Below are 21,705 nucleotides of genomic sequence, written 5' to 3' on the forward strand. Positions count from 1 at the left end.
GCGTGACCCGCGTCAGGCCCGGGCGCCGTCCTCACGTGGTTCGTCCTCACGTGGTTCGGGGGGCACGACCACCACCGGGCAGCCCGCGTGCTCGAGCACCGACCGGGTCACCCGACCGAGGGGCAGCCCGGGGAAGGGACCGGTGCCACCCCGGCCGACCACGACCAGGCTCGCGCCCCACGACAGCCCCTCGAGGGCCCGCTCGGCCCGGGTGTCGAGCAGCTCGGTCCGCACCGACACCCCGGGCGCCAGCCGGTGGGCCAGCTCGGCGGCGCGCTGGAGCGAACGCCCGGCCTGGGCCTGGACGTCGCGGACGACAGTGGCCAGCGAACCGGACCGGTCGGGGACGGGCCGGGGCACCCGGCTCAGGCTGCCGGCGTCCTGCGACCAGCCGCAGGCGAGCACCAGGGGCGACGGCGCCCGGGTCGCGATGCCCGCGGCATACGCCACGGTCGTCGCGACCGGCTCCCCGACGCCCACCCCCACCACGACGGGGTCCAGGGTCGGCGCGTCGACCCGGCCCCGCACCACCACCACGGGACAGGCGGCCCGCGAGGCGGTGATGAGGGACGTCGAGGACTCCGAGGCGGGCAGCGCCGTACGACCGCGGCAGCCCACCACGACGAGCTGGGCCGTGTGCGACTGGTCGACGAGCACGCCGCCGGGTTGGCCACTGCGGACCAGGCCACCACGGGTGACGCCGCGGCTGCAGGCCTCGGCCAGCGCCACGGCCTCGGCCAACGCCTCGTGGCCGTCGCCGAGCCTCAGGGGGGCCAGCCGGGTGGCGGTCCGGCGGGTGCCGGGCACGCCCGGGTCGTCCGCGGCGACGACCACCCGCAGACCGGTGCCCCGGGCCGCCGCCTCGTGCGCGGCCCACCGCACGGCTCGGCGGCTGCCGGCCGAGCCGTCGTAACCGACGACGACCGGCGCCCGACCCGCCTCGTGGACGGTGCTCCCGCTGCGCATGCCCTCACCATGACGGCGACCGTCGCCCGCCGCCTAGGTCGTTGGTCCCGGCCGGCGGACCTGTCCCGCAGGGACCTTGTGCCCTCGGCCCCGGCCGCAGGCCCGCCCAGCATGGGCAGGGCAGGCACAGGTCTCGGGAGGCAGAGATGGTCACGGTGTGGGTCGTGTACGAGTCCATGTTCGGGAACACCAGGGCGGTGGCCGGCGCGGTTGCGGAGGGGCTGCGCGACTGGGCCTGGGTCGAGCAGTACCCCGTCGACACCGTGCCGCCCGACCTCATCGGCGTCGACCTGCTCGTGGTGGGCGGCCCGACCCACGCGTTCGGGCTGAGCAGGCCCTCGACCCGCGCCGACGCCCAGCGTCAGCTCGGCGAGGGGGCCCTCGTCACCACCAGGGGCGTGCGGGAGTGGCTGGAGTCGCTCGCCGAGGAGCGGCACACCCCGCCCTTCGCCTTCTTCGACACGCGGGTCAACCGTCCGCGGGTCCCCGGCTCCGCAGCCCGGCGCGCAGCAGCCCTGGTGCGGCGACAGCACCGCAGCGTGGCGACGCGCCCCGTGTCGTTCTGGGTGACCGGCACCCAGGGTCCCCTGGTCGACAGCGAGCTCGACCGGGCCAGGACGTGGGGCCGCTCGCTGAGCACCGTCGTCGGGCCCGGCCTGGGCAGGCCCGTGGGCTGACCGGGGTGTCGCCCACCGCTGCGGTGGGTACGGCCCCGTCATGACGACGCGAGCCCCACTGCCGGACGCCACCCCCACGACCGTCGGCACCGCCCCTCCCCTCGTCCGCACCCTGCAGCGGCTCGAGGCCTGGGACGGTGCCGACTCCCTCTCCGACCTCCTCGACGCGCTCTCCCGTCCGTTGGGTCGCGAGCCCCTGCGCGGACTCCTGCTGGGCCGGGGCTCGGGTCACGCCGTGCACCCCGTGCTCACCGACGTCGCCATCGGGTTCTGGACCTCCTCCGCGAGCCTGGACCTCCTGCGCCGCGGCCGGTCCGCGGACGCCAGCCGCGCCCTCGTGGGGTGGGGGGTGCTCAGCGCCCTGCCGACCGCCGTGACCGGCCTGGCCGAGTGGCGTGGGACGAGCAACCCGGAACGGCGGGTGGGTGCGGTCCACGCAGCCTCGAACGCCGCCGCGACCGCTATGTATGCCGTGTCGTGGGGGCTGCGGCGCAGCGGCCGGCACAAGGCGGGCGTGGCCGCCGGCCTCGCCGCCACGTCGGTCGCGAGCGTCGGGGCCTACCTCGGCGGCCACCTCGCGACGGCGCGCAAGGTGGGGAGCCGCGACGCGGCATACGAGGTCGACGGGGTGGGGCCGCAGCTGAGGCGTCCCGCCGGCTCCTGAGGCGACCGGTGCCGCCCTGACGGCGCCCGACTTCACCCACTGCTCACCCGTTCGGACCATTTCCGGCCCGAGGTCGGACGACCTGCGGCGCGTCCGCGAACCGCGGACGCTCCACGGTCCTAGCGTCGGTGTCCGTGAGCACACGAACTCTGCACCGCGGCCAGGGCCACCACCCTCGTGTCCTGCGCGGCGCGCGGGGATGGATCTGGGTCTGCGACTGCGGCAGCGCGTCGTGCCGCACCCCGGACCGTCCTCCGCTGCCGTGGCGGACCGCCCTCGTCGGCGCCCTGCTGCACTCCGGCACCATCGCCTCCTGACGGCGAACTCCCGACCGGACCGGCCTCCGGCACCGGGAGCCGTCCCGTCCCCCTTTCGGTGGTTGGCAGATCGCCGCGCGTCCTGCATTGTTCGAGGACCACGGCGATCCAGGAGGCAGCTCGATGAAGGTCGGCATTCCCCGCGAGGTCAAGAACAACGAGTACCGCGTGGCCATCACGCCCTCGGGGGTCCATGAGCTCGTGCGGCACGGGCACGAGGTGTACGTCGAGCGGGAGGCCGGGGTCGGCTCCTCGATCCTCGACGAGGACTACGTCGCAGCGGGGGCGACGATCCTCGACACCGCCGACAAGGTCTGGGAGACCGGTGACCTCATCCTCAAGGTGAAGGAGCCGATCGAGCAGGAGTACGCCCGGATGCGCGAGGGGCAGACGCTCTTCACCTACCTCCACCTCGCCGCCGACAAGCCGCTCACCGAGGAGCTGCTGCGCCGCAAGGTCACCGGCATCGCCTACGAGACGGTCGAGCTGCCCGACCGCACGCTCCCCCTCCTGGCACCCATGTCCGAGGTCGCGGGCCGCCTTGCGCCGCAGGTCGGCGCGCACACCCTGATGCGGGCGCAGGGTGGTCGCGGCATCCTCATGGGCGGCGTCAGCGGCGTCTACGCCGCCAAGGTCGTCGTCATCGGCGCCGGTGTGTCGGGGATGAACGCCGCGGCGATCGCGCTCGGCATGCAGGCCGAGGTGCTGCTGCTCGACCGCGACATCGCCAAGCTGCGGCACGCCGACTTCGTCTACCAGGGTCACTGCCAGACCGTCGCGTCGAACACCTACGAGATCGAGCGCGCCATCAGCGACGCCGACCTCGTCATCGGCGCGGTCCTCGTCCCCGGTGCCAAGGCCCCCAAGCTCGTCACCAACGAGCAGGTCTCGCGGATGAAGCCGGGCTCGGTCCTGGTCGACATCTCGATCGACCAGGGCGGCTGCTTCGAGGACTCCCGGCCCACGACGCACGACGACCCGACGTACGAGGTGCACAACTCGGTCTTCTACTGCGTCGCCAACATGCCCGGTGCCGTGCCGCACACGAGCACCTACGCCCTCACCAACGTGACCCTCCCGTATGCCGTGGAGCTGGCCAACCGGGGCTGGCGCGACGCCCTGCGCGTCAACCGCCCGCTGGCGCTCGGCCTCAACACGCACGACGGGGCCGTCACCAACGGGCCGGTCGGTGACGCCCACGGCCTGGAGTCGGTCGAGCTGGAGACGATCCTCGGCAAGGCCTGACCCGGCTTCCCGGCCACACTGCGCAGGGGCGTTCCCCAGCGGCGGCTGCCCGGCGGCTGTCGGCGACCGCGGTTAGCCTCGGCACGTGCTGCTCGCCGACGTCGTCGCTGCCTCCGCCGCCGCTGCCGCAACGCGGTCGCGGCTGGCCAAGACCGCCGCCGTCGCGGACGCCCTGCGCGCGGCCGGTCCCGACGAGGCCGGCACCGTCGCCGCGTACCTCTCCGGCGTCCTGCCCCAGCGCCGGGTCGGCGTCAGCTGGCGTGGCCTGACCGACCTGCCCGAGCCGGCGTCCGAGGCCACCGCGACCGTCGGCGAGGTCGACGAGGCCCTGAGCCGCCTCGCGTCGCTGTCGGGCAGCGGCTCGGCCGCACAGCGCCGCGCGGCGGTGGCCGAACTGTTCGGCCGCCTCACCGCCCCCGAGCAGGAGTACCTCCGGGCGCTCATCACGGGTCAGGTGCGGCAGGGTGCGCTCGACGGGGTCATGCTCCAGGCCATCGCCGCCGCCGCCGAGGTGCCCGAGGCCGCTGTGCGCCGCGCCACGATGCTGGCCGGGTACGCCGCGCCGGTCGCGGTGGCCGCGCTGTCCGGGGGTGTCCCGGCGCTGGAGGAGATCGGCCTCGAGGTGGGGCGCCCGGTGCGGCCAATGCTGGCCGCCTCGGCCCCGGACGTGGACGCCGGGTGGGAGCAGGTGGCGGGCGAGGACGGGCACGCGTTCGTCGACGGCAAGCTCGACGGCATACGGCTGCAGGCGCACAAGGACGGCGACGACGTGCGCCTGTTCACGCGCTCGCTCGACGACATCACCGACCGGCTGCCGGAGGTGGTGGAGGTCGTACGGGCGCTGCCGGCCGGACGCGTCGTCGTCGACGGCGAGGCCATCGCCCTGGACGAGCGGGGCAGGCCGCGGCCCTTCCAGGAGACGGCCTCGCGGACCATGAGCAGCACGAGCGTGGAGACGCTGCGGGCGCAGGTGCCGGTGTCGTCGTACTTCTTCGACCTGCTGCACGTCGACGGCGAGGACCTGCTCGACCTGCCGGCCGCCGAGCGGCTCGAGCGGCTGGCAGCCCTCGTGCCGGCCGGGACGCTGGTGCCTCGGGTGCTGGCGGGGTCTGACGAGGAGGCGCGGGAGTTCTTCACCCGACTCGTCTCCGAGGGCCACGAGGGCGTCGTGCTGAAGTCGACCGACGCCCCCTACGCCGCCGGCCGGCGGGGTGCCGGCTGGGTCAAGGTCAAGCCCCGGCACACCCTGGACCTCGTGGTGCTGGCCGTCGAGTGGGGCAGCGGCCGCCGCAAGGGCTGGCTCTCCAACATCCACCTCGGCGCCCGCGACCCGGAGTCCGGCGGGTTCGTCATGCTCGGCAAGACTCTGCAGGGTCATTACGAACCCGGTTGGACGATGGTTGGGAAAACGTTCAAGGGCATGACTGACGAGACGCTCGCGTGGCAAACGGAGCGCTTCCTCGAACTCCAGACGCATCGCGACGGCCACGTCGTTCACGTCAGGCCGGAGCAGGTCGTCGAGATCGCCTTCGACGGCGTTCAGCGGTCGAGCCGTTACCAGGGTGGCGCCGCTCTCCGCTTCGCTCGAGTTGTCCGCTATCGGGATGACAAGGGACCAGATCAAGCCGACACGATCGACACAGTTCGGTCGTATCTGGGAGGCCAGCGACCCTAGTCATTCGCCCAAGCCGAGCGCTCGAACAGCGCCGGACGGCCCACGGAAGCCTCCGGAAGGCGGCTCGAGACGCTCCCCGCTACTCGGCCCCGGAGAGACGCTAGGGCGTTACACGCTATGCAGGCGCCTGTCTCTTGACCGGACCGCTCGGGCATGGGATTCAACGTCGGCTTCCCCCTGCGAGTCGCCTGAACGCGAACTAGAACACGATGCTGATGATGTCCTCGATAAAAGCAGCGACCTTGGCGGCGCCCGGTCGATACCGGGTCGGGTGGCCACACCGGTTCCGGAGATCCAAACCCTCCTGAAGGGTCTGCCACTCGCCTTTGTCGAGCAGACCGACTTCCCTGAAGGCGAGCAGTTGAGTGACGTCCTTGACCCCAGAGAAGTCCTCGATCTTAGAGACAGGCTTCGATCGCTGGTCGTGCTTCTGAATCGCTTGGTTGACCACAGACGTTCCGTACGCAAGGGCCGCTTGCTGAAGGTGTCGGATCGCTCCAGACCAAAGGAAGACCACAGCGGCGCGCCGTGCGTCAACCTGATAGCAAGTCAGGGCCTCCTCGACGTAGCCCTCTATGACCTCGTCGCCGATGCGTCCCAGCAAGGCGGTCAGACCATCGGCGGCGTTGATCGCTTCCGGCTGTGGCGCGTGGAGTCCCAACAAGTCCGCGACGTGGGTCTCGCCAGACGTTGTGAGCGACCAGCGGTTTGGTCGAGTGCCGGGTTCAACCTTGACCAGCGCCCCAGCCTTCGCGAGAACGTCTGCGACGTTGAACTGCTTTGCCTTCGGGACTCGTGCGCTAATGAGCGACTGCTTCAGCTCCGACGCCATGATCCCCTCGGGCGCGTGCTTCAGATACAGCATCGCGGCGAGGCAGATGTCACGACGCGATCCACCTAGTACCGGGCTGAGAAACTCAAGAAGAGTCGGCTGGGTCACTTCTTCGGCTCCGCGGGCAGTTCGTGCTCGACCCGGTTCTCGCCCCCAATGACCACCTTGATGTCGTCGCGCTTACGACTATCGAGCCAACCCTTGACGCCCGCCTGCTGAGCGGTGTTTGCCAGATCGCTAGGGATGGGCCACTCCATGTGCTTGAAGCAGGTGTACACACGGTCGAGCGTGGCCGGCTGATCGCCTTCCAGAATCCGAGTGAGCCAGTAGACGGAAATAAGCACCTTGTCGAGCACGGTCTTTGGCTGCTTCTCACCGACAAAATCCTTCAGGCTCTTCGAGCCGCCCCGGACCATGTCCAGGTCCTTGTCGAGAGAGAACGACTGCTTCGCCCGAGAACCCCCAGACTTACGTGCTGTGCGCTTCGGGGCGCTCGTGCCCGTGCCGTTCGCGGCCGGAACGGCGGCGGCACGCTCGGTGGTGGTACCCGTGTCCGCCTGACTCTCATGGCTGTCACCGGACTCAAATCCGTCGTCCCCGACCTCGCCGTCGCCCGAGCGCGCCCCCACCTTGAACGCGCCGATCAGCGCTTCCAGCACCTGACTCTGGATAGCCTCGGAAGTGAACTTCTCGACTGCCTCTGCGATCGCCGGCATCCGCTCCAGCAACTGATCGAGTTCCGCCTGCGCCACGTTTCCCCCTAGTGGATAGGTACAGAGGATCTCACAGATTCTGTATTTCTGTACGCACATTTCGCCAGCCCATCCTGGATGAGCGATTGACTAGTTGGCGGGCGCGTCGCACACACGCGGACACCCGATAGCACCAGGAGCCCTACCGGTCGTTCGTGATCTCGGACTCGTAAGACCCCCAAAAGGGATGACCGACGAGATGCTGCCGCTGGCAGACGCAGCGGTTCGCCGAGCTCGCGGTCCACGACACCTCCGGCTACGTCGTGGAGGCCCGGCCCGAGCAGGTCGTCGAGATCGCCCTCGACGGGGGCTCCAGCGCTCCTCGCGCTACCCCGGCGGTGTCGCCCTGCGGTTCGCGCGCGTCCTGCGCTACCGCGACGACAAGACCGCCGAGGAGGCCGACACCATAGGGGCCGTGCAGGGACTACTCCCACGAGCCGATCGTGCCGTCTTCTCCTTGGGGAGGTTGGCCTTGCCGAGGTCGACCAGGCTGTGCCCGGCCGATGGCCAATTCATTCGCGTGGAAGACCTGACGAGCGCGATCGATCCGCCGGGCCTTGACTAGGCTCGTGGGGTGGCGGGTTTTCGATCGGCTCGCGCACGTGATGCCCCTCAACTATCAACCGTGAGATGCGCTTCCACGAACGTCTCAGAGGCTTGGCCGTGAGTGGCGCGAGCGTCATGACAAGAGCCAGGATGCCCACCGTTACGGCCACCACACCGACGCCGGTGACGATGCGACCGATCCACTCTAAGAGGTCGACCCGCTCGTACGCCGCCTCGTACTCCTCCGTGCTCGCGCCGTATCCCGGGACCGCGCTTGCGGCCCAGACCTGCAGCCCGTCGCGAGCGAAGTAGCAAACGAAGGCGACGACCAGAAGGACCAGCGCCCACACAGGGACCGCGTCCGCACGACGGATTCGGCGGGCGCGCCTCCGTACCAGTTCCTCAAAGTCGGGCCGGACAGAGTCCGGCATGCGCTCATACAGCGCCAGAGCCCGCTCTAGCCGGTTCCACGAGCCGCGTCCCGCAAGCCAGCCCGCCGCCGCAGTTACGAGGATTGATAGCAGGGGGATGAGTTCGCGCACTAGGTCCACGAACCGAGAGGTTACTGTCGCCGACCCATAAGGGCGCGAACTGCGTCTGCGTTAAGCGCGTCGTCGCGGAGGACCATCACAGCCCCGTCGTCCAACAAGACCAGTCGCCGTGAGCCAGGAGCCGAGCGCCGCGCCCACAGATTCGCCGCTGACAAGCGTAGGCGCGAGTGGTCATGCCTGGAGCATGGGTCACAAGGTTGCACGCAAGACGTTCAAGGGCATGACCGACGAGATGCTGCAGTGGCAGACCGAGCGCTTCACCGAGCTGGCCACCGACGGCACCGACGGCTGGGTCGTCCCGGTGCGGCCCGAGCAGGTCGTCGAGATCGCGTTCGACGGCATCCAGACCTCCTCGCGCTACCCCGGCGGCATGGCACTGCGGTTCGCCCGGGTGCTGCGCTACCGCGACGACAAGACGGCCGAGGAGGCCGACACCGTCGACACGGTGCGCGCCCTGCGGGCTGATTCGACCGATCCGGCTGATTCGACATTGCATAGGTTCCCTATGTAAAGTGGTTGCCGTGAGCAACCATGACGACCCCGGCAACGACGTGCTGCGAGCCGCAGCGCGGCTGACCCGGTGGGCGTCGCGGTACGCCTCGTTCGACATCCCGGTCGCCCAGGCCCGGCTGCTGTCCCTGCTCGACGAGTGGGGCCCCTGCCGGGTCAGCGAGCTCGCCGAGATCGACCACAGCAGCCAGCCCACGACGACCGCCGGGGTGCACCGCCTCGAGGCGCAGGGCTGGGCACGGCGCGACCCGGACCCCTCCGACGCCCGCGCCACGCTGGTCTCGATCACGCCGGCCGGCCACGAGGCGCTCGCCGACGTGCGCCGGGCCCGGGCCGCGGTCCTCGCCCCGACCCTCGGCGCCCTCGACGAGACCGAGCTCGCCCGGCTGCGCGACGCGGTCACCGTGCTCGAGGACCTGCTGGACCGAGCGGCCACCCCGCACCACTCCCCCGCCCCCACCCGAGAGGAAGCCTGACCCCGTCATGTGGCGTCAACCCAAGACAGTCTGGTCCGTGGCCTTCGCCTGCGTCATCGCGTTCATGGGCATCGGCCTCGTCGACCCCATCCTCAAGCCCATCGCCGACGACCTCGGCGCCAGCGCGTCCCAGGTGTCGCTGCTGTTCACCAGCTACATGGCCGTCATGGGCGTCGCCATGCTCGGCACCGGCTGGGTCTCCAGCCGCGTCGGGGCCAAGCGCACCCTGCTGATCGGCCTGCTCATCATCATCATCGGCGCGGGCCTCGCCGGGGCCCAGGACAGCGTCAACGGCATCGTCGCCTTCCGCGCCGTGTGGGGCCTGGGCAACGCCCTGTTCATCGCGACGGCCCTGGCCACCATCGTCAACGCGGCCCGCGGCTCCGTGGGCCAGGCGATCATCCTCTACGAAGCCGCGCTCGGGGTCGGCATCGCGACCGGCCCCCTCCTCGGCGGCTGGCTCGGCGGCCACTCGTGGCGCTGGCCCTTCTGGGGCGTCTCCGGCCTCATGCTCATCGCCCTCGTCGCGATCCTGGCGACCCTCCCGCCGACCCCCGCCCCGGCGAAGCGCAGCAGCATCAGCGCACCGCTGCGCGCCCTCGGCCACCGCGGCCTGCTCACCGTCGGCATCACCGCCCTGCTCTACAACTTCGGCTTCTTCACCCTCCTGGCCTGGACGCCGTTCCCGCTGGGCATGGGTGCCCACCAGGTCGGCCTCATCTTCTTCGGCTGGGGCGTCCTGCTGGCCTTCACGTCCGTCGTCGTCGCCCCCCGGCTGCAGCGCCGCTTCGGCACGGTGCCCGGCGTGGTCGGCGCCCTGCTCGGCTTCGCCCTCGTGCTGGCCGGCATGGCCCTTGGCACCGAGCACAAGCCGGTGCTGGTCGTCGGCGTCATCCTCGCCGGCGCGTTCCTCGGCGTGAACAACACGCTCATCACCGAGACCGTCATGAAGGTGTCGCCGGTGGAGCGCGGCGTCGCGTCCGCGGCATACAGCTTCGTGCGGTTCGGCGGCGGCGCCGTCGCCCCCTGGCTCGCAGGGAAGATCGGCGAGCGGGCCGCGAACGTCCCGTTCTGGATCGGCGCGGGGGCCGTGGTCCTCGCCGTCCTCGTGCTGCTCACCGCCCTGCCCTACCTCAATGCGGTGGACGCCCAGCCCGGCCACGGGGCCGAGCCGGCGGACAGCCCGCTCGAGGCGGAGGCCGTCACCGTCGGCGACGCCTGAGCCGACCTCCCACATCGGGCACGGCGCCACGCACCCTAGGCTGGCGCCGTGCTCGAGCTCATCACCGCGACGCGGTACGTCACCCCCCTGCGGGAGGGTGGCTCGCTGCCCGGGATCGTCGAGGCCGACGACTTCGGCACCTACGTCCTGAAGTTCCGCGGCGCTGGCCAGGGGCTCAAGGTGCTCGTCGCCGAGGTCCTCGTCGGTGAGCTGGCGCGGGCGCTCGGTATGCGGGTGCCGCGCCTGGCCGTCGTGGACCTGCAGGCACCCATCGCCAAGTACGAGGCCGACGAGGAGGTCCAGGACCTGCTCACGGCCAGCCTCGGGCACAACCTCGGCGTCGACTTCCTCCCCGGCTCCTTCGGCTACGACGGGTCGCGGCCGCCCGCACCCGACACCGCCGCCGACATCCTGTGGCTCGACGCCCTCACGGCCAACGTCGACCGCACCTGGAGCAACCCCAACCTGCTGGTCTGGCACCGCGATCCGTGGCTCATCGACCACGGTGCCGCCCTGTACTTCCACCACGGGTGGCCCAGCCGCGGCGCGGACCCCGCCCGGTTCGCCGCCCAGGCCTACGACGCCGACCAGCACGTCCTGCGCGACGTCGCGTCCGACGTGCGAGCGGCCCACGAGCGCCTCGCCCCCCAGGTGACCGACGCCCTGCTGCGTGACGTGACGGCGGCCGTGCCCGACGAGTGGCTCGAACCGTCGCCCGGGCTCGACGACGCGGAGGCCGTGCGCACGGCATACCGCGAGCACCTGCTCGCCCGCGTCGCCAACCCCGCGGCCTGGCTCCCGGGAGGTGCGGCATGACCACCGGCACGACCCCAGCCACGACCCGTGGCACGGCCCCCGTCGGCTACCAGTACGTCGTCCTGCGCTGCGTCCCCGAGGTGCAGCGCGAGGAGTTCGTCAACGTTGGCGTCGTCGTCTACAGCCAGGCCGCCGACTACCTCGAGGCCGCCTGGCGGCTGGACGAGGACCGCCTCCGGGCATTCGCGCCGACCCTGGACCTCGGCGCCGTCGGGGCGTCGCTCGACACCGTGTGCCGGGTGTGCCGGGGCGAGACCGGGGGCGGGCTGCCGTCCCTCGGCGGCCTCGGGCGCAGGTTCGGCTGGTTGAGCGCCCCGCGCAGCACCGTGGTGCAGCCCGGTCCCGTCCACGGCGGCCTGACGACCGACCCGGCCGGGACCCTGCAGGCGCTGCTGGACCGCCTCGTCGGCTGACCCGGGGCTCCCGGGCAAACCGAGCACAGGGAGCAAAACCACACGACACGGGACCCGTGGGCAACAAAGCCCCAACTCGGACTATAGGGTCGCGCCATGACCGTCCCCACCACTGTCGCCGGGAAGGGCCGGGGCAGGGGCTCGTGGCTGGCGCTGGCCTACCTGCTGCCCGCCCTGGCCGTCTTCGGCGTCTTCATCTTCTGGCCGCTGGTGAAGTCGGTGCTGCTGTCCGTCCAGGGCACCGACATCCTCGGCAACCCCAGCGGCTTCGTCGGATTCGTCAACTACTCCAAGCTCTTCTCGGACGAGGACTTCCTCAAGGTCCTGTGGGTGACCTTCGCCTTCACGGTCCTCACCGTCCTGCCGAGCATCGCGATCGCGCTGTTCCTCGGCCTCCTGCTGCAGAGCCGGATCCGGGGCGTCCGCTTCTTCCGCACCGCCTTCGCGCTGCCGTTCGCGTTCTCGGTCGCGACCGCCTCGGTGATCTTCGGGGTCCTCTACAACCCGGCCAGCGGCGTCCTCAACGGGCTGCTGTCGCACGTCGGCGTCGACAAGGTGCACTGGCTCACCGACCCCGACCTCGCGCTCTGGTCGGTGTCCGCGGCCACGGTGTGGATGCAGGTCGGCTACAACCTGCTCGTCATCTCGGCCGGCCTCGGCGCGCTGCCCGACGACGTCATCGAGGCCGCCCGCCTCGACGGCGCCTCGGGGCTGCGGCTGCAGCGCTCAATCATCATGCCGCTCATCACGCCGCAGCTGTTCTTCCTCGTCGTCGCCGGCACGATCCACTCGCTGCAGAGCTTCGGGCAGATCAAGATCCTCACCGTCGGCGGACCCGAGGGGCGCACCACCACGCTCGTGTACTCGATCTACGAGCAGGCCTTCGCCAACAACAACTCCAACTACGGCTACGCGTCGGCGCAGGCGATGGTGCTGCTCCTCGTCGTGCTGGTCATCACCGCGCTGCAGTTCGGCGTGCTCGAGCGGAAGGTGTTCTACCGATGAGGACCGGCCGCCGGGCCACCGCGTGGCCGACCTACGTCGTCCTGGCGCTGATGATCGTCGTCCTGCTGTTCCCGGTCTACTACGGGCTGGTCGGGTCGGTCATGGGCGAGCGCGACACCAACAGCTTCCCGCCGGCGCTGTGGCCGGTCCACGGGCTGCACCCCGACAACTACGGCAAGGCCCTGGACATCATCCCGCTGGGCAGCCAGTACCTCACCAGCGTGCTGCAGACCATCGGGATCACCCTGGGCCAGCTCGTCACCAGCGTCCTCGCCGCGTACGCGTTCGTGTTCCTGCCGCTGCGCTGGCGCGGGTTCTGGTTCGGGGTGTTCCTGTCGACGATGATGATCCCCTTCGAGTCGATCATCATCCCCAACTACCTGCTCATCTCGAGCCTGGGGCTCAAGGACACCGTCGCCGGCCTGACCCTGCCGTTCCTCGCGACCGGCTTCGGGACCTTCCTCATGCGGCAGTCGTTCCTGTCGTTCCCGACCGAGCTGCGCGACGCAGCGCGCGTCGACGGTGCCGGGCACCTGCGCTTCCTGGTCTCGATCCTCACCCCGCTGAGCCGGCCGAGCCTGGCCGCCCTCGGCATCTGGTCGGCCCTGTCGGCCTGGAACATGTACTTCTGGCCGCTGCTGGCCACGGAGGACCCGCGCCACCAGACCATCCAGATCGGCATCGGCCAGCTGCAGTCGTCCGACAGCGACAGCCCCGGCATGGTGCTCGCGGGCGTGATGCTCGCCCTCTTCCCGACCCTGCTGCTCGTCATCTTCGGGCAGCGCTTCATCGTCCGCGGGCTCACCGCGGGTGCAGTCAAGTAGTGCACCGCCACGTGGTGCACGGTCACGTAGTCAACAAGGAGTGGTCGACGTGTTGAGAAGCAAGACAGCCACGACGCGACCCAGGGGGCTCCGGTATGCCGTGCCCGCTGGCGTGCTCGCGACGTCCCTGGTCCTCGCCGCCTGCGGCGGGGGCGACGGTTCGTCCTCGGACGGCGCCGGAGCCCCGAAGGCGGACGTCCTCAAGGATGCCAAGGGCGTCACGACGGTGTCGTTCTGGCACGCCATGGACGGCAAGAACGCCGAGGTGCTCACCCAGCTGGTCAAGGAGTTCAACGACCAGAACAAGGGCAAGATCGAGGTGAAGGCGACCTACGCCGGCAAGTACGACGACGCGATCACCAAGTACAAGGCCGCGATCCAGAGCAAGTCGACGCCCGACGTCATCCAGATCTACGACATCGGCACCCAGTTCATGATCGACGCCAAGCAGACGGTGCCGATGCAGTCGTTCATCGACCGCGACAAGCTCGACGTCTCCGACCTGCAGCCGAACATCACCGGCTACTACTCGGTCGACAAGAAGCTGAACTCGATGCCGTTCAACACGTCGATGCCGCTGCTCTACATCAACAAGTCGCTGTTCACGAAGGCCGGCCTCGACCCGAACAAGCCGCCGACGAGCCTCGACGAGATCCGCACCGCCGCGGAGAAGCTGTCGAAGAAGAACGGCGGCCCGGCCGACTACGGCTTCGGCGCCGCGATCTACGGCTGGCTGCTCGAGCAGTTCATGGCGACCAGCGGCCAGGAGTACTGCAACAACGGCAACGGCCGCACCGGCCGCGCGACGAGCGTCAACCTCGCCTCTGACACCGACCTCGCGGTCGTCTCGTGGTGGCAGAAGATGGTCAAGGACGGCCTGGCCGCCAACACCGGCCGCGACACCAAGGCTGCCCAGGCGGCGTTCAAGTCGGGCCAGGTCGCGATGAACCTCGAGTCCACCGGCCAGCTCGGCGGCTACAGCCAGGCCGCCAAGGCGGGCGGCTGGGAGCTCGGCGCGACCAACTACCCGCACGTCAAGGCCGGCGAGACCGGCGGCCCGATCATCGGCGGTGCCTCCCTGTGGATCAACGGCGTCAACCACAAGGACGCCAACAAGGAGGCCGCCTGGCAGTTCGTGAAGTTCCTCAGCAGCCCCAAGAGCCAGGCCACCTGGCACACGGGCACCGGGTACTTCCCCAACTCCAAGGGTGCGCTGAACCAGCCGGTCGACGTCGAGTACCGCAAGGCCAACCCGCTGTTCGACGTCGCGGTGCAGCAGCTCGACTCCACCAAGCTGACCACGGCCACCCAGGGCTGCCTGCTCGGGGTCATGCCGCAGGCCCGCAAGGCCTCCGAGGACGGCCTGGAGTCCGCCCTCAACGGCGCCGACCCCAAGGCGGCCATGACCAAGGCCGCGGACGCGGTCGCGGCGCAGGCCAAGACGTACAACGACTCCACGAAGTGACCGGCACCTGACCGGTCGCCCCCCGGGGTGACCGGTCAGGAACCGTCCCGCTGCGGCGGGCGCAGGGCCCACGCGGCCACCGCGCCCGCCGCAGCCACGTTCAGGGAGTCCACTCCCCCGGCCATCGGGATCGTCACGGTGAGGTCGGCGGCCGCGAGCGTGTGGTGCGACAGCCCGTCGCCCTCGGTGCCCAGGACCAGGGCGAGGCGCTCGGGCGGGTTGGCTGCCAGCTCGTCGAGGGACACCGCGTCGTCGGCGAGGGCGAGCGTGGCCACGGTGAAGCCCTGCCCCTGCAGGTCGGCGATGGCAGCCGGCCACGGCTCGATCCGCGTCCACGGCACCTGGAAGACCGTGCCCATCGAGACACGGATCGACCTGCGGTACAACGGGTCCGCGCACCGTGGGGTGACCAGGACGGCGTCCACGCCCAGGGCGGCCGCCGACCTGAACACGGCGCCGACGTTGGTGTGGTCGACCACGTCCTCGAGGACGAGGACCCGGCGCGCGCCCTCCAGCAGGGACTCCAGCGAGGGCAGCACCGGCCGCTGCATGGCAGCCAGGGCGCCGCGGTGCAGGTGGAAGCCGGTCAGCTGCTCGATGACGTCGTGCTCGCCGACGAAGACCGGCACCCCGTCGGCCTCGGCCTGCTCGACGATGTCGGCCAGGTCCGTGAGCCAACGCCTCGCCATGAGGTAGCTGCGCGGGCGGTGCCCGGCGGTCAGCGCCCGCCGGATGACCTTCTCCGACTCCGCGATGTAGAGGCCCCGTTCCGGCTCGGTGCGTCGCCGCAGGGCCACATCGGTCAGGGCGACGTAGTCGGCGAGCCGCTCGTCGTCGGCGCGGGTGATCTCGGTCGGCACGCAGGCAGGCTAGGACACCAGCGCGCGGACGATAACACTGGCGCCCGCCACGAGGCAGAAGACGAGGACGATGCGGCGCAGCCGGTCGCGGTCCAGGCGCGCCCGGGCCGGTGCGGCCGCGGCATACCCGAGGCCGAGGAAGGGCAGCCAGACCAGGCCGGACACGAGCTGGTGGCTGGTGAACTCGCCGGCCAGCGCGAGGCCGCCGATGGCCATCCCCGTCCCCACGAGGAAGAACGCCGCGAGCGTCGAGCGCAGCCGCTCGGGGCGCTCGTGCTGCAGGACCAGCGCGAGGAACGGGCCGCCGATCGAGGCCGCCGTCCCGGACACGCCCGCCACGGCTCCTGCCGCGGCGGCGTTCGGGCGGGTCGCACGCACGTCCAGCCGCGACACCGACGCCGCCACCGTGACCAGGATCAGCACCCCCACCACCACGGAGATGGCCCGGACCGAGAGCGTGGCCACGAGCAGCACACCGAGCGGCGTGAGCAGCAACCGCGCCCCCAGGGCCCAGCCGAGGGGTCGCCAGGCGATGTCGCGCACGCCGTGGGACAGCTGCACCACCGGCAGGGCGAAGCTGGTGACGAGCAGGCTGCCCGGCATCAGCTCGGGCGCGACGAGGACCACGAACGGGGCGGCCACGACGGCCATCCCGAAGCCGATGGAGGACTGCACGAACGCACCTGCGAACAGGGCGATCCCGAGCAGCAGGACCGGCACCCAGTCCATCAGCCGCACCGCCCGGGCGCCGGCCTCACCGCGGGCCCATCAGCTGAACCAGACGATCTTGACGATCCCGACGACGCCGACGAGGACGATGAACGACCGCAGGACGAGGGGCGGCAGCCGGCGCCCCACCCGGGCGCCGATGATCCCTCCGGCGAACGCGCCGACCCCCACGAGCAGCGCGGCGGGCCAGCTGATCCGGTCCCAGGCCACGAGCATGAAGGTGATCGCGGCGACGGCGTTGACGATGGTGGCCAGCACGTTCTTGTAGCCGTTGAGCCGCTGGATCGGGTCGGTCGACAAGGCGCTCATGATGCCCATGAGGATGACGCCCTGGGCCGCGCCGAAGTACCCGCCGTAGACGCCGGCCACGAAGGTGCCACCGACGAGCGCCGCGCCGTGCCACGGCGCGGGGGGTATGCCGGCCTCGTGCCGGGCCAGCGCCCGGGCCTGCAGCCGCGGGCCGAGGACGACCAGCACCAGGCCCAGCAGGATGAGCACCGGCACGATCGCCTGGAACGCCTTGGCCGGCAGGACGAGCAGGAGCACCGCGCCGACCACGCCCCCGACGAACGAGGCGGGAGCGAGGCGGCGCAGCGTGGCACCGGCCCCCCGGAGCTCGTGGCGGTACCCGTGGACGCCGGTGATCCCGCCCGCGACGAGGCCGACGGTGTTGGACACGTTGGCGACCACGGGCGGGTAGCCGAAGAACAGCAGCGTCGGGAAGGTCACGAGCGTGCCGGAGCCGACCACCGTGTTGATGGTGCCGGCAGCCATGCCCGCGAGGAGGATGCCGAGGGCTTCGAAGGCGGACACCGCGCCACCCTAGCCACCACCAGGACGAACCGGACACGGTGTCCCCCATGTGGCCACCCGACAGCGGTGTGCCGCCCGCTCGACGCGAGGTCGAGGGGCGGCACACGGCATACGGACCCGAGCGGGACCCGGGTCAGGGGCGCGGCGGCTCCGTGCCCTCCACCGGCGGCGCGGTCGGGGGGACCGGCGGCGCCGCGGGCATCCCGGTCGCGGGTGCCGGGTCGATGGCGGCGTCGGGGGCGGTGCCCGGCTCACGCTCGGGCACGGCGTCCGCGGGACGGCCGATCGGGGGCTGCACCCGCTGGACCGGCGCCGCGTGCTCGGTCGCCTCCTGCGACGCCCGGCCCGCCTGGCCACGCGCCTCGGCGAGGGCCTGCGCCGGGTCCTCCAGCGCCGTCTCCTGGAACACGTCGGGCTCGTCGCCCGGGTCGACCCACTGCTCGTCGTCGGAGCCGTCGGGGCCGCCCTGGTCGACCTTGCCCAGCGCGCCGCCGATGCCGCGCAGGGCGTCGGTGAGCTCGCTCGGGATGATCCACATCTTGTTGGAGTCGCCGCGGGCGATCTGCGGCAGGACCTGCAGGTACTGGTAGGCCAGCAGCTTCTGGGTCGGCTTGCCCCGGTGGATGGCGTCGAAGACCTGCTGGATCGCGCGCGCCTGGCCCTGGGCCTCGAGGATCCGGGCCTGGGCCGAGCCCTCGGCCCGCAGGATCTGGCTCTGCTTCTCGCCCTCGGCCGTGAGGATGTTCGACTGCTTGACGCCCTCGGCGTTGAGGATCGCCGCACGCCGGTCGCGCTCGGCCTTCATCTGCTTCTCCATCGACTCCTGCACCGAGATGGGCGGGTCGATGGCCTTGAGCTCGACGCGGTTGACGCGGATGCCCCACTTGCCGGTCGCCTCGTCGAGGACGCCGCGCAGCTGGGCGTTGATCTGGTCGCGGCTGGTCAGCGTCTGCTCGAGGTCGAGCGAGCCGATGACGTTGCGCAGCGTGGTGACGGTGAGCTGCTCGATGCCCTGGATGAAGTTGGCGATCTCGTAGACGGCGGACTTGGCGTCGATGACCGAGTAGTAGATGACCGTGTCGATGTTGACGACGAGGTTGTCACTGGTGATCACCGGCTGCGGCGGGAACGAGACGACCTGCTCGCGCAGGTCGATGTTCGCGCGCACCTTGTCCACGAACGGCACGAGGAAGTGGATGCCACCCTCGAGGGTGCGCGAGTAGCGCCCCAGCCGTTCGATGATCAGCGCCGTCTGCTGCGGCACGATCCGGACCGTCCTGATGATGACGATCGCCGCGAAGACGATCAGCAGCACCAGGACGATGAAGCCTGCACTGAAGTCCACTTGTCACTCCCCTGTCTTGTCCGACACGTGCTGGTCGGACACCCGGTCCACGAAGGCGGTCGCCCCCTGGATCGACACCACACGCACCTGCTCACCCGGTGCGATCCGGTCGGCCGCGTCCGCGACCCGCGCGGACCACGTCTCGCCGCCGAGCTTCACCCGCCCCTCGGTGTCGGTCACCGTCTGCAGCACGTATGCCGTGCGGCCGACGAGCCCACGCGCCCCGATGGTGTCCGCCGCGTAGTTCTCGTTGAACTTCCGCTTGAGGTAGGGCCGCACGACCAGCAGGAGCACGACGGCGACGACGATGCCCACGACGATCTGCAGGGCGAAGCCTGCCCCCATCGCAGCGGCGACCGCCGAGGCGAGTGCCCCGGCGGCCAGCATCACGAAGACGAAGTCCACGGTCGCGGCCTCGATCGCCCCCAGCACCAGGGCCACGCCCAGCCACGCGAGCCACGGGCTGTCACCGATCCAGTTCATCCGTCCCCTCCTGACGACCCGGTGCGCTCAGCAAGCGCGCACGCGGAAACCGGCACCTGTACCGGCTCCCAAACCCTAGGACGCTCCGGCCTCTCCGGTCGTTCCCGCGCCGGTGCGCAGCCGCGCGGCATACCGGTCACCCCGCTTCTCGAGCTCCAGCGGCATGCCGAAGGTCTCCGACAGGTTCTGCGCCGTCAGCGTGATCTCGACCGGTCCCTGCGCGACGATCCGGCCCTCGCGCAGGAGCAGCACGTCGGTGAAGTTCGGCGGGATCTCCTCGACGTGGTGGGTCACCAGCACGAGGGCCGGCGCCTCCAGGTCGGCGGCGAGCTCGCCCAGCCGCCGGACCAGGTCCTCGCGACCACCGAGGTCCAGCCCGGCAGCCGGCTCGTCGAGGAGCATGAGCTCGGGGTCGGTCATGAGCGCACGGGCGATCTGGACGCGCTTGCGCTCGCCCTCGGACAGGGTGCCGAAGGTCCGGTCCGCGAGGTGCTCGGCACCCAGCGCACCCAGGAGCTCGGAGGCCCGGACGTGGTCGAGGGTGTCGTAGTCCTCTCGCCAGCGGCCGACGACGCCGTACGAGGCGGTGACGACGACGTTGTGGACCGCCTCATGCGCCGGGATCCGCTCGGCCAGCGCGGCCGACGCGAGGCCGATCCGCGGACGGAGCTCGAACACGTCGACGGCGCCGAGGACCTCCCCGAGGACACCCGCGACGCCGCTGGTCGGGTGCATCCGGCCGGCGGCGAGCTGCAGGAGCGTGGTCTTGCCCGCGCCGTTGGGGCCGAGCACGACCCAGCGCTGGCCCTCCTCGACCTCCCAGGTGATGTCGTCGAGCAGGACGGTCGAACCACGGACGACGCTGACGCCGGCGAACTCCAGGACGTCACTCATGGCTCGCGACCCTATCGGCTTAGCATGGCGAGATGCCCGAGCTACCCGCTTCCGTGCGCCTCGCGTTGTGGACGACGCACGTGTGGTCGGCCGGCGGGCGGCTCGAGGACGCGATGCGCCTGGCCACCCCGGACGTCGACCACGTCGCCGGCGACCTCGACCGGCTCTCGCTGTGGCGCGACCTCGGCGAGCAGGCGCTGCTCGTGGCCCTTCCCGCGGCGGGCGACCTGACGGGGGTTCCGAAGGCACCGGCGGAGGCGCAGGGTGCGGCGGCAGCCGCCGGCGAGTGCGTCTTCGTGCCGGGGATCGGCGGGATGCTGGTCCCGACGGTGTCCACCTACGGTGCGGACACGACGGCTCGCGGAGCCGACACCCCGGGCCGGGCCCGCGACGGTCTGGACACGGGCACGCGGGTCGACTGGACGGCATACGACAGCGCGCCGGTGCCACGGCACCGGGTCGAGGCGCTCGACACCTCCCAGCTCGAGCGCCACCTGCGCGAGGAGCTGCTCACGGCAACCGAGGCGTTCGACGCGGTCGGCGGGCAGCCGTTCGCCGGCTCCGCCGCGCGGGAGCTCGCGGACGCCGCCCTGGGCGGCGCGTGGGGGCTGCCGTCGGGTATGCCGGGCCGCGCGGCGCGCGTCATCGCCCTGGCCGGGACCGTGGGCCAGATCGTCGACGTGGCGCTGGCCGCCGGCGACGGGGCGCTGACCGCCACTGATGCGGGGCGGCGTCATGCGCTGCTCCTGCGGCTCCAGCGCAGTGCCGACCGGACGCTCGCCGACGCGACCAACGCGGCCTGTGCGGTGATCGCCGGGTGGCGTCCCGCCTGAGCGCCGCGCCGCCCAGCCCGCAAGGGGCTGGGTCCGCGTCCTCCCCTACCTCCGCAGCCTGAGGTCGTACTCGAGCAGCACCGGGTGGGGCGGGTAGATCGTCCGGGAGGAGCGCCCGGTGGGCCGCCAGCCCTGCTTCTCCCAGAAGCGTCGCGCGCGCGGGTTCTGCTCGAAGACGGTGAGCCACAGCCGGTCGACGTGCGCCGGGTAGGTGGCGAGCAGCGCGTCGTGCAGGTCGGTCGCCAGGCCGGTGCCCCACGTGCGCATCGCGGTCCCGAAGTGGAGGAGCTCGTCGTGCCGGCGGGCCGCGAAACCGGTGACGCGGCCGAGGTCGTCGGTGCTGACGTAGGCGGCGACGTCCGGGTCGGCCAGCTCGGCCCGCCACCGGTCGAGGACCTCCTCGTGGGGGAACGGGTGCGTCGCCTGCGGAAAGACCTCGGCCAGCGCGACGACCGACCCTTCCGCCTGCACGGCGACGAGCCGCTCGAGGTCGGTGTCGGTGGCCGGGCGGAGGTGCACGCGCCCACTGTGCACCATGGCCCGGCGGGGGCACGACCAGGTCTGCGTCGCTGTTCACGCCCCGCTCGTCGGGGTCACCGCCGGGCTGGATCTGTTGACGGCGAATTCGACTGCACGACAGTCGAATTCGCGGTGGACAACCATGGCACCCCTGTTCGAACAGGTGTACGATCGAGCTATGTCTCCCACCCCGCTCGCGCTGGCCCGCGGTGCCCGGCAGCGCGAGCTGTGGGCGCGCACGGCGCAGGTGGCCGGGCGGCTCAACCGGGCGCA

At 71.3% G+C, this 21,705-nt stretch carries 24 protein-coding genes and 2 pseudogenes; 15 read left to right on the plus strand and 11 right to left on the minus strand.

Going from position 1 to position 21,705, the window contains the following annotated elements:
• Window positions 1–12: 12 nt before the first annotated feature.
• Window positions 13–966 carry a universal stress protein gene (locus tag RKE38_RS18200; RefSeq protein ID WP_316008879.1) on the minus strand — a complete coding sequence of 318 codons (954 nt, stop codon included), beginning with the start codon at window positions 964–966 and terminating at the stop codon, window positions 13–15.
• Window positions 967–1,130: 164 nt separating this feature from the next.
• On the opposite strand from RKE38_RS18200, the gene RKE38_RS18205 reads away from it, so the two are divergent.
• The 5 genes from RKE38_RS18205 (at window position 1,131) to RKE38_RS18225 (ending at window position 5,544) form a co-directional block, all read left to right on the plus strand.
• Window positions 1,131–1,643 (plus strand): flavodoxin/nitric oxide synthase, encoded by a 513-nt coding sequence (locus RKE38_RS18205; protein WP_316008880.1) that lies wholly within the window; start codon window positions 1,131–1,133, stop codon window positions 1,641–1,643.
• Between the two features lie 40 nt (window positions 1,644–1,683).
• On the plus strand, window positions 1,684–2,307 hold the full coding sequence (locus RKE38_RS18210) for a DUF2231 domain-containing protein (protein ID WP_316008881.1): 624 nt from the start codon (window positions 1,684–1,686) through the stop codon (window positions 2,305–2,307).
• Window positions 2,308–2,441: 134 nt separating this feature from the next.
• Window positions 2,442–2,624 carry a hypothetical protein gene (locus RKE38_RS18215; RefSeq protein WP_316008882.1) on the plus strand — a complete coding sequence of 61 codons (183 nt, stop codon included), beginning with the start codon at window positions 2,442–2,444 and terminating at the stop codon, window positions 2,622–2,624.
• Between the two features lie 123 nt (window positions 2,625–2,747).
• Entirely contained in the window at window positions 2,748–3,869 is a 1,122-nt protein-coding gene (gene ald, locus RKE38_RS18220; protein ID WP_316008883.1) for an alanine dehydrogenase, read from the plus strand.
• 85 nt (window positions 3,870–3,954) lie between these two features.
• A complete protein-coding gene (locus tag RKE38_RS18225) occupies window positions 3,955–5,544 on the plus strand; it encodes an ATP-dependent DNA ligase (protein WP_316008884.1) in 1,590 nt (529 codons plus the stop codon).
• A gap of 199 nt (window positions 5,545–5,743) precedes the next feature.
• Here the strand turns inward: RKE38_RS18225 and RKE38_RS18230 are convergent, their stop codons facing one another.
• Together RKE38_RS18230 and RKE38_RS18235 are read right to left on the minus strand one after the other, a co-directional pair.
• Complete coding sequence (locus tag RKE38_RS18230; RefSeq protein ID WP_316008885.1) at window positions 5,744–6,484, minus strand: hypothetical protein; 741 nt, start codon at window positions 6,482–6,484, stop codon at window positions 5,744–5,746.
• Window positions 6,481–7,128 carry a hypothetical protein gene (locus RKE38_RS18235; protein ID WP_316008886.1) on the minus strand — a complete coding sequence of 216 codons (648 nt, stop codon included), beginning with the start codon at window positions 7,126–7,128 and terminating at the stop codon, window positions 6,481–6,483. Before RKE38_RS18235 ends, RKE38_RS18230 begins: the two co-directional genes overlap by 4 nt.
• Window positions 7,129–7,309: 181 nt before the next feature.
• Here RKE38_RS18235 and RKE38_RS18240 point away from each other — a divergent pair.
• A pseudogene (locus tag RKE38_RS18240) lies at window positions 7,310–7,555 on the plus strand (ATP-dependent DNA ligase); the annotation flags it as partial.
• Between the two features lie 85 nt (window positions 7,556–7,640).
• Here RKE38_RS18240 and RKE38_RS18245 read toward each other — a convergent pair.
• Entirely contained in the window at window positions 7,641–8,225 is a 585-nt protein-coding gene (locus tag RKE38_RS18245; protein WP_316008918.1) for a hypothetical protein, read from the minus strand.
• 202 nt (window positions 8,226–8,427) lie between these two features.
• Between RKE38_RS18245 and RKE38_RS18250 the strand changes: the two are divergent.
• From RKE38_RS18250 to RKE38_RS18285, 8 genes and pseudogenes are all read left to right on the plus strand, one after another.
• Window positions 8,428–8,736 (plus strand): annotated as a pseudogene (locus RKE38_RS18250) (ATP-dependent DNA ligase); the annotation flags it as partial.
• Between the two features lie 10 nt (window positions 8,737–8,746).
• Entirely contained in the window at window positions 8,747–9,211 is a 465-nt protein-coding gene (locus RKE38_RS18255) for a MarR family transcriptional regulator (protein ID WP_316008887.1), read from the plus strand.
• Window positions 9,212–9,218: 7 nt separating this feature from the next.
• Window positions 9,219–10,433 carry an MFS transporter gene (locus RKE38_RS18260; RefSeq protein WP_410055478.1) on the plus strand — a complete coding sequence of 405 codons (1,215 nt, stop codon included), beginning with the start codon at window positions 9,219–9,221 and terminating at the stop codon, window positions 10,431–10,433.
• A gap of 48 nt (window positions 10,434–10,481) precedes the next feature.
• Window positions 10,482–11,249, plus strand: a complete 768-nt coding sequence (locus RKE38_RS18265) for a HipA family kinase (RefSeq protein WP_316008889.1) — start codon at window positions 10,482–10,484, stop codon at window positions 11,247–11,249.
• On the plus strand, window positions 11,246–11,662 hold the full coding sequence (locus tag RKE38_RS18270; protein ID WP_316008890.1) for a DUF3037 domain-containing protein: 417 nt from the start codon (window positions 11,246–11,248) through the stop codon (window positions 11,660–11,662). Before RKE38_RS18265 ends, RKE38_RS18270 begins: the two co-directional genes overlap by 4 nt.
• A gap of 96 nt (window positions 11,663–11,758) precedes the next feature.
• Window positions 11,759–12,667 (plus strand): sugar ABC transporter permease, encoded by a 909-nt coding sequence (locus RKE38_RS18275; protein WP_316008891.1) that lies wholly within the window; start codon window positions 11,759–11,761, stop codon window positions 12,665–12,667.
• On the plus strand, window positions 12,664–13,491 hold the full coding sequence (locus RKE38_RS18280) for a carbohydrate ABC transporter permease (protein WP_316008892.1): 828 nt from the start codon (window positions 12,664–12,666) through the stop codon (window positions 13,489–13,491). The genes RKE38_RS18275 and RKE38_RS18280 overlap by 4 nt, the downstream gene beginning before the upstream one ends.
• 49 nt (window positions 13,492–13,540) lie before the next feature.
• The gene (locus RKE38_RS18285) at window positions 13,541–14,956 is read left to right on the plus strand and encodes an ABC transporter substrate-binding protein (protein WP_316008893.1); all 1,416 of its coding nucleotides are present in this window, start codon (window positions 13,541–13,543) and stop codon (window positions 14,954–14,956) included.
• 35 nt (window positions 14,957–14,991) lie between these two features.
• Here the strand turns inward: RKE38_RS18285 and RKE38_RS18290 are convergent, their stop codons facing one another.
• The 6 genes from RKE38_RS18290 to RKE38_RS18315 form a co-directional block, all read right to left on the minus strand.
• Complete coding sequence (locus RKE38_RS18290) at window positions 14,992–15,816, minus strand: RNA methyltransferase (RefSeq protein WP_316008894.1); 825 nt, start codon at window positions 15,814–15,816, stop codon at window positions 14,992–14,994.
• 9 nt (window positions 15,817–15,825) lie between these two features.
• A complete protein-coding gene (locus tag RKE38_RS18295) occupies window positions 15,826–16,545 on the minus strand; it encodes a TSUP family transporter (protein WP_316008895.1) in 720 nt (239 codons plus the stop codon).
• Between the two features lie 39 nt (window positions 16,546–16,584).
• The gene (locus tag RKE38_RS18300; RefSeq protein WP_316008896.1) at window positions 16,585–17,358 is read right to left on the minus strand and encodes a sulfite exporter TauE/SafE family protein; all 774 of its coding nucleotides are present in this window, start codon (window positions 17,356–17,358) and stop codon (window positions 16,585–16,587) included.
• A 133-nt stretch (window positions 17,359–17,491) separates the two neighbouring features.
• Entirely contained in the window at window positions 17,492–18,703 is a 1,212-nt protein-coding gene (locus RKE38_RS18305; RefSeq protein ID WP_316008897.1) for an SPFH domain-containing protein, read from the minus strand.
• 3 nt (window positions 18,704–18,706) lie between these two features.
• Window positions 18,707–19,186 (minus strand): NfeD family protein, encoded by a 480-nt coding sequence (locus tag RKE38_RS18310; protein WP_316008898.1) that lies wholly within the window; start codon window positions 19,184–19,186, stop codon window positions 18,707–18,709.
• 75 nt (window positions 19,187–19,261) lie between these two features.
• Window positions 19,262–20,080, minus strand: a complete 819-nt coding sequence (locus tag RKE38_RS18315) for an ABC transporter ATP-binding protein (RefSeq protein ID WP_316008899.1) — start codon at window positions 20,078–20,080, stop codon at window positions 19,262–19,264.
• 32 nt (window positions 20,081–20,112) lie between these two features.
• On the opposite strand from RKE38_RS18315, the gene RKE38_RS18320 reads away from it, so the two are divergent.
• Window positions 20,113–20,913, plus strand: a complete 801-nt coding sequence (locus RKE38_RS18320; RefSeq protein WP_316008900.1) for a hypothetical protein — start codon at window positions 20,113–20,115, stop codon at window positions 20,911–20,913.
• 45 nt (window positions 20,914–20,958) lie between these two features.
• Here RKE38_RS18320 and RKE38_RS18325 read toward each other — a convergent pair whose 3' ends face one another.
• On the minus strand, window positions 20,959–21,432 hold the full coding sequence (locus tag RKE38_RS18325; RefSeq protein WP_316008901.1) for a GNAT family protein: 474 nt from the start codon (window positions 21,430–21,432) through the stop codon (window positions 20,959–20,961).
• Between the last annotated feature and the right edge of the window lie 273 nt (window positions 21,433–21,705).

The organism is Phycicoccus sp. M110.8 (genome assembly GCF_032464895.1).
Taxonomy (GTDB): Bacteria; Actinomycetota; Actinomycetes; order Actinomycetales; family Dermatophilaceae; genus Pedococcus.

Bases quoted from the DNA above. Each gene is read 5' to 3' on its own strand.
- RKE38_RS18200 (WP_316008879.1), bottom strand. From the start codon at position 966: ATGCGCAGCGGGAGCACCGTCCACGAGGCGGGTCGGGCGCCGGTCGTC.
- RKE38_RS18210 (WP_316008881.1), top strand. From the start codon at position 1,684: ATGACGACGCGAGCCCCACTGCCGGACGCCACCCCCACGACCGTCGGC.
- ald (WP_316008883.1), top strand. From the start codon at position 2,748: ATGAAGGTCGGCATTCCCCGCGAGGTCAAGAACAACGAGTACCGCGTG.
- RKE38_RS18260 (WP_410055478.1), top strand. From the start codon at position 9,219: ATGTGGCGTCAACCCAAGACAGTCTGGTCCGTGGCCTTCGCCTGCGTC.
- RKE38_RS18270 (WP_316008890.1), top strand. From the start codon at position 11,246: ATGACCACCGGCACGACCCCAGCCACGACCCGTGGCACGGCCCCCGTC.
- RKE38_RS18275 (WP_316008891.1), top strand. From the start codon at position 11,759: ATGACCGTCCCCACCACTGTCGCCGGGAAGGGCCGGGGCAGGGGCTCG.
- RKE38_RS18280 (WP_316008892.1), top strand. From the start codon at position 12,664: ATGAGGACCGGCCGCCGGGCCACCGCGTGGCCGACCTACGTCGTCCTG.
- RKE38_RS18295 (WP_316008895.1), bottom strand. From the start codon at position 16,545: ATGGACTGGGTGCCGGTCCTGCTGCTCGGGATCGCCCTGTTCGCAGGT.
- RKE38_RS18310 (WP_316008898.1), bottom strand. From the start codon at position 19,186: ATGAACTGGATCGGTGACAGCCCGTGGCTCGCGTGGCTGGGCGTGGCC.
- RKE38_RS18315 (WP_316008899.1), bottom strand. From the start codon at position 20,080: ATGAGTGACGTCCTGGAGTTCGCCGGCGTCAGCGTCGTCCGTGGTTCG.
- RKE38_RS18320 (WP_316008900.1), top strand. From the start codon at position 20,113: ATGCCCGAGCTACCCGCTTCCGTGCGCCTCGCGTTGTGGACGACGCAC.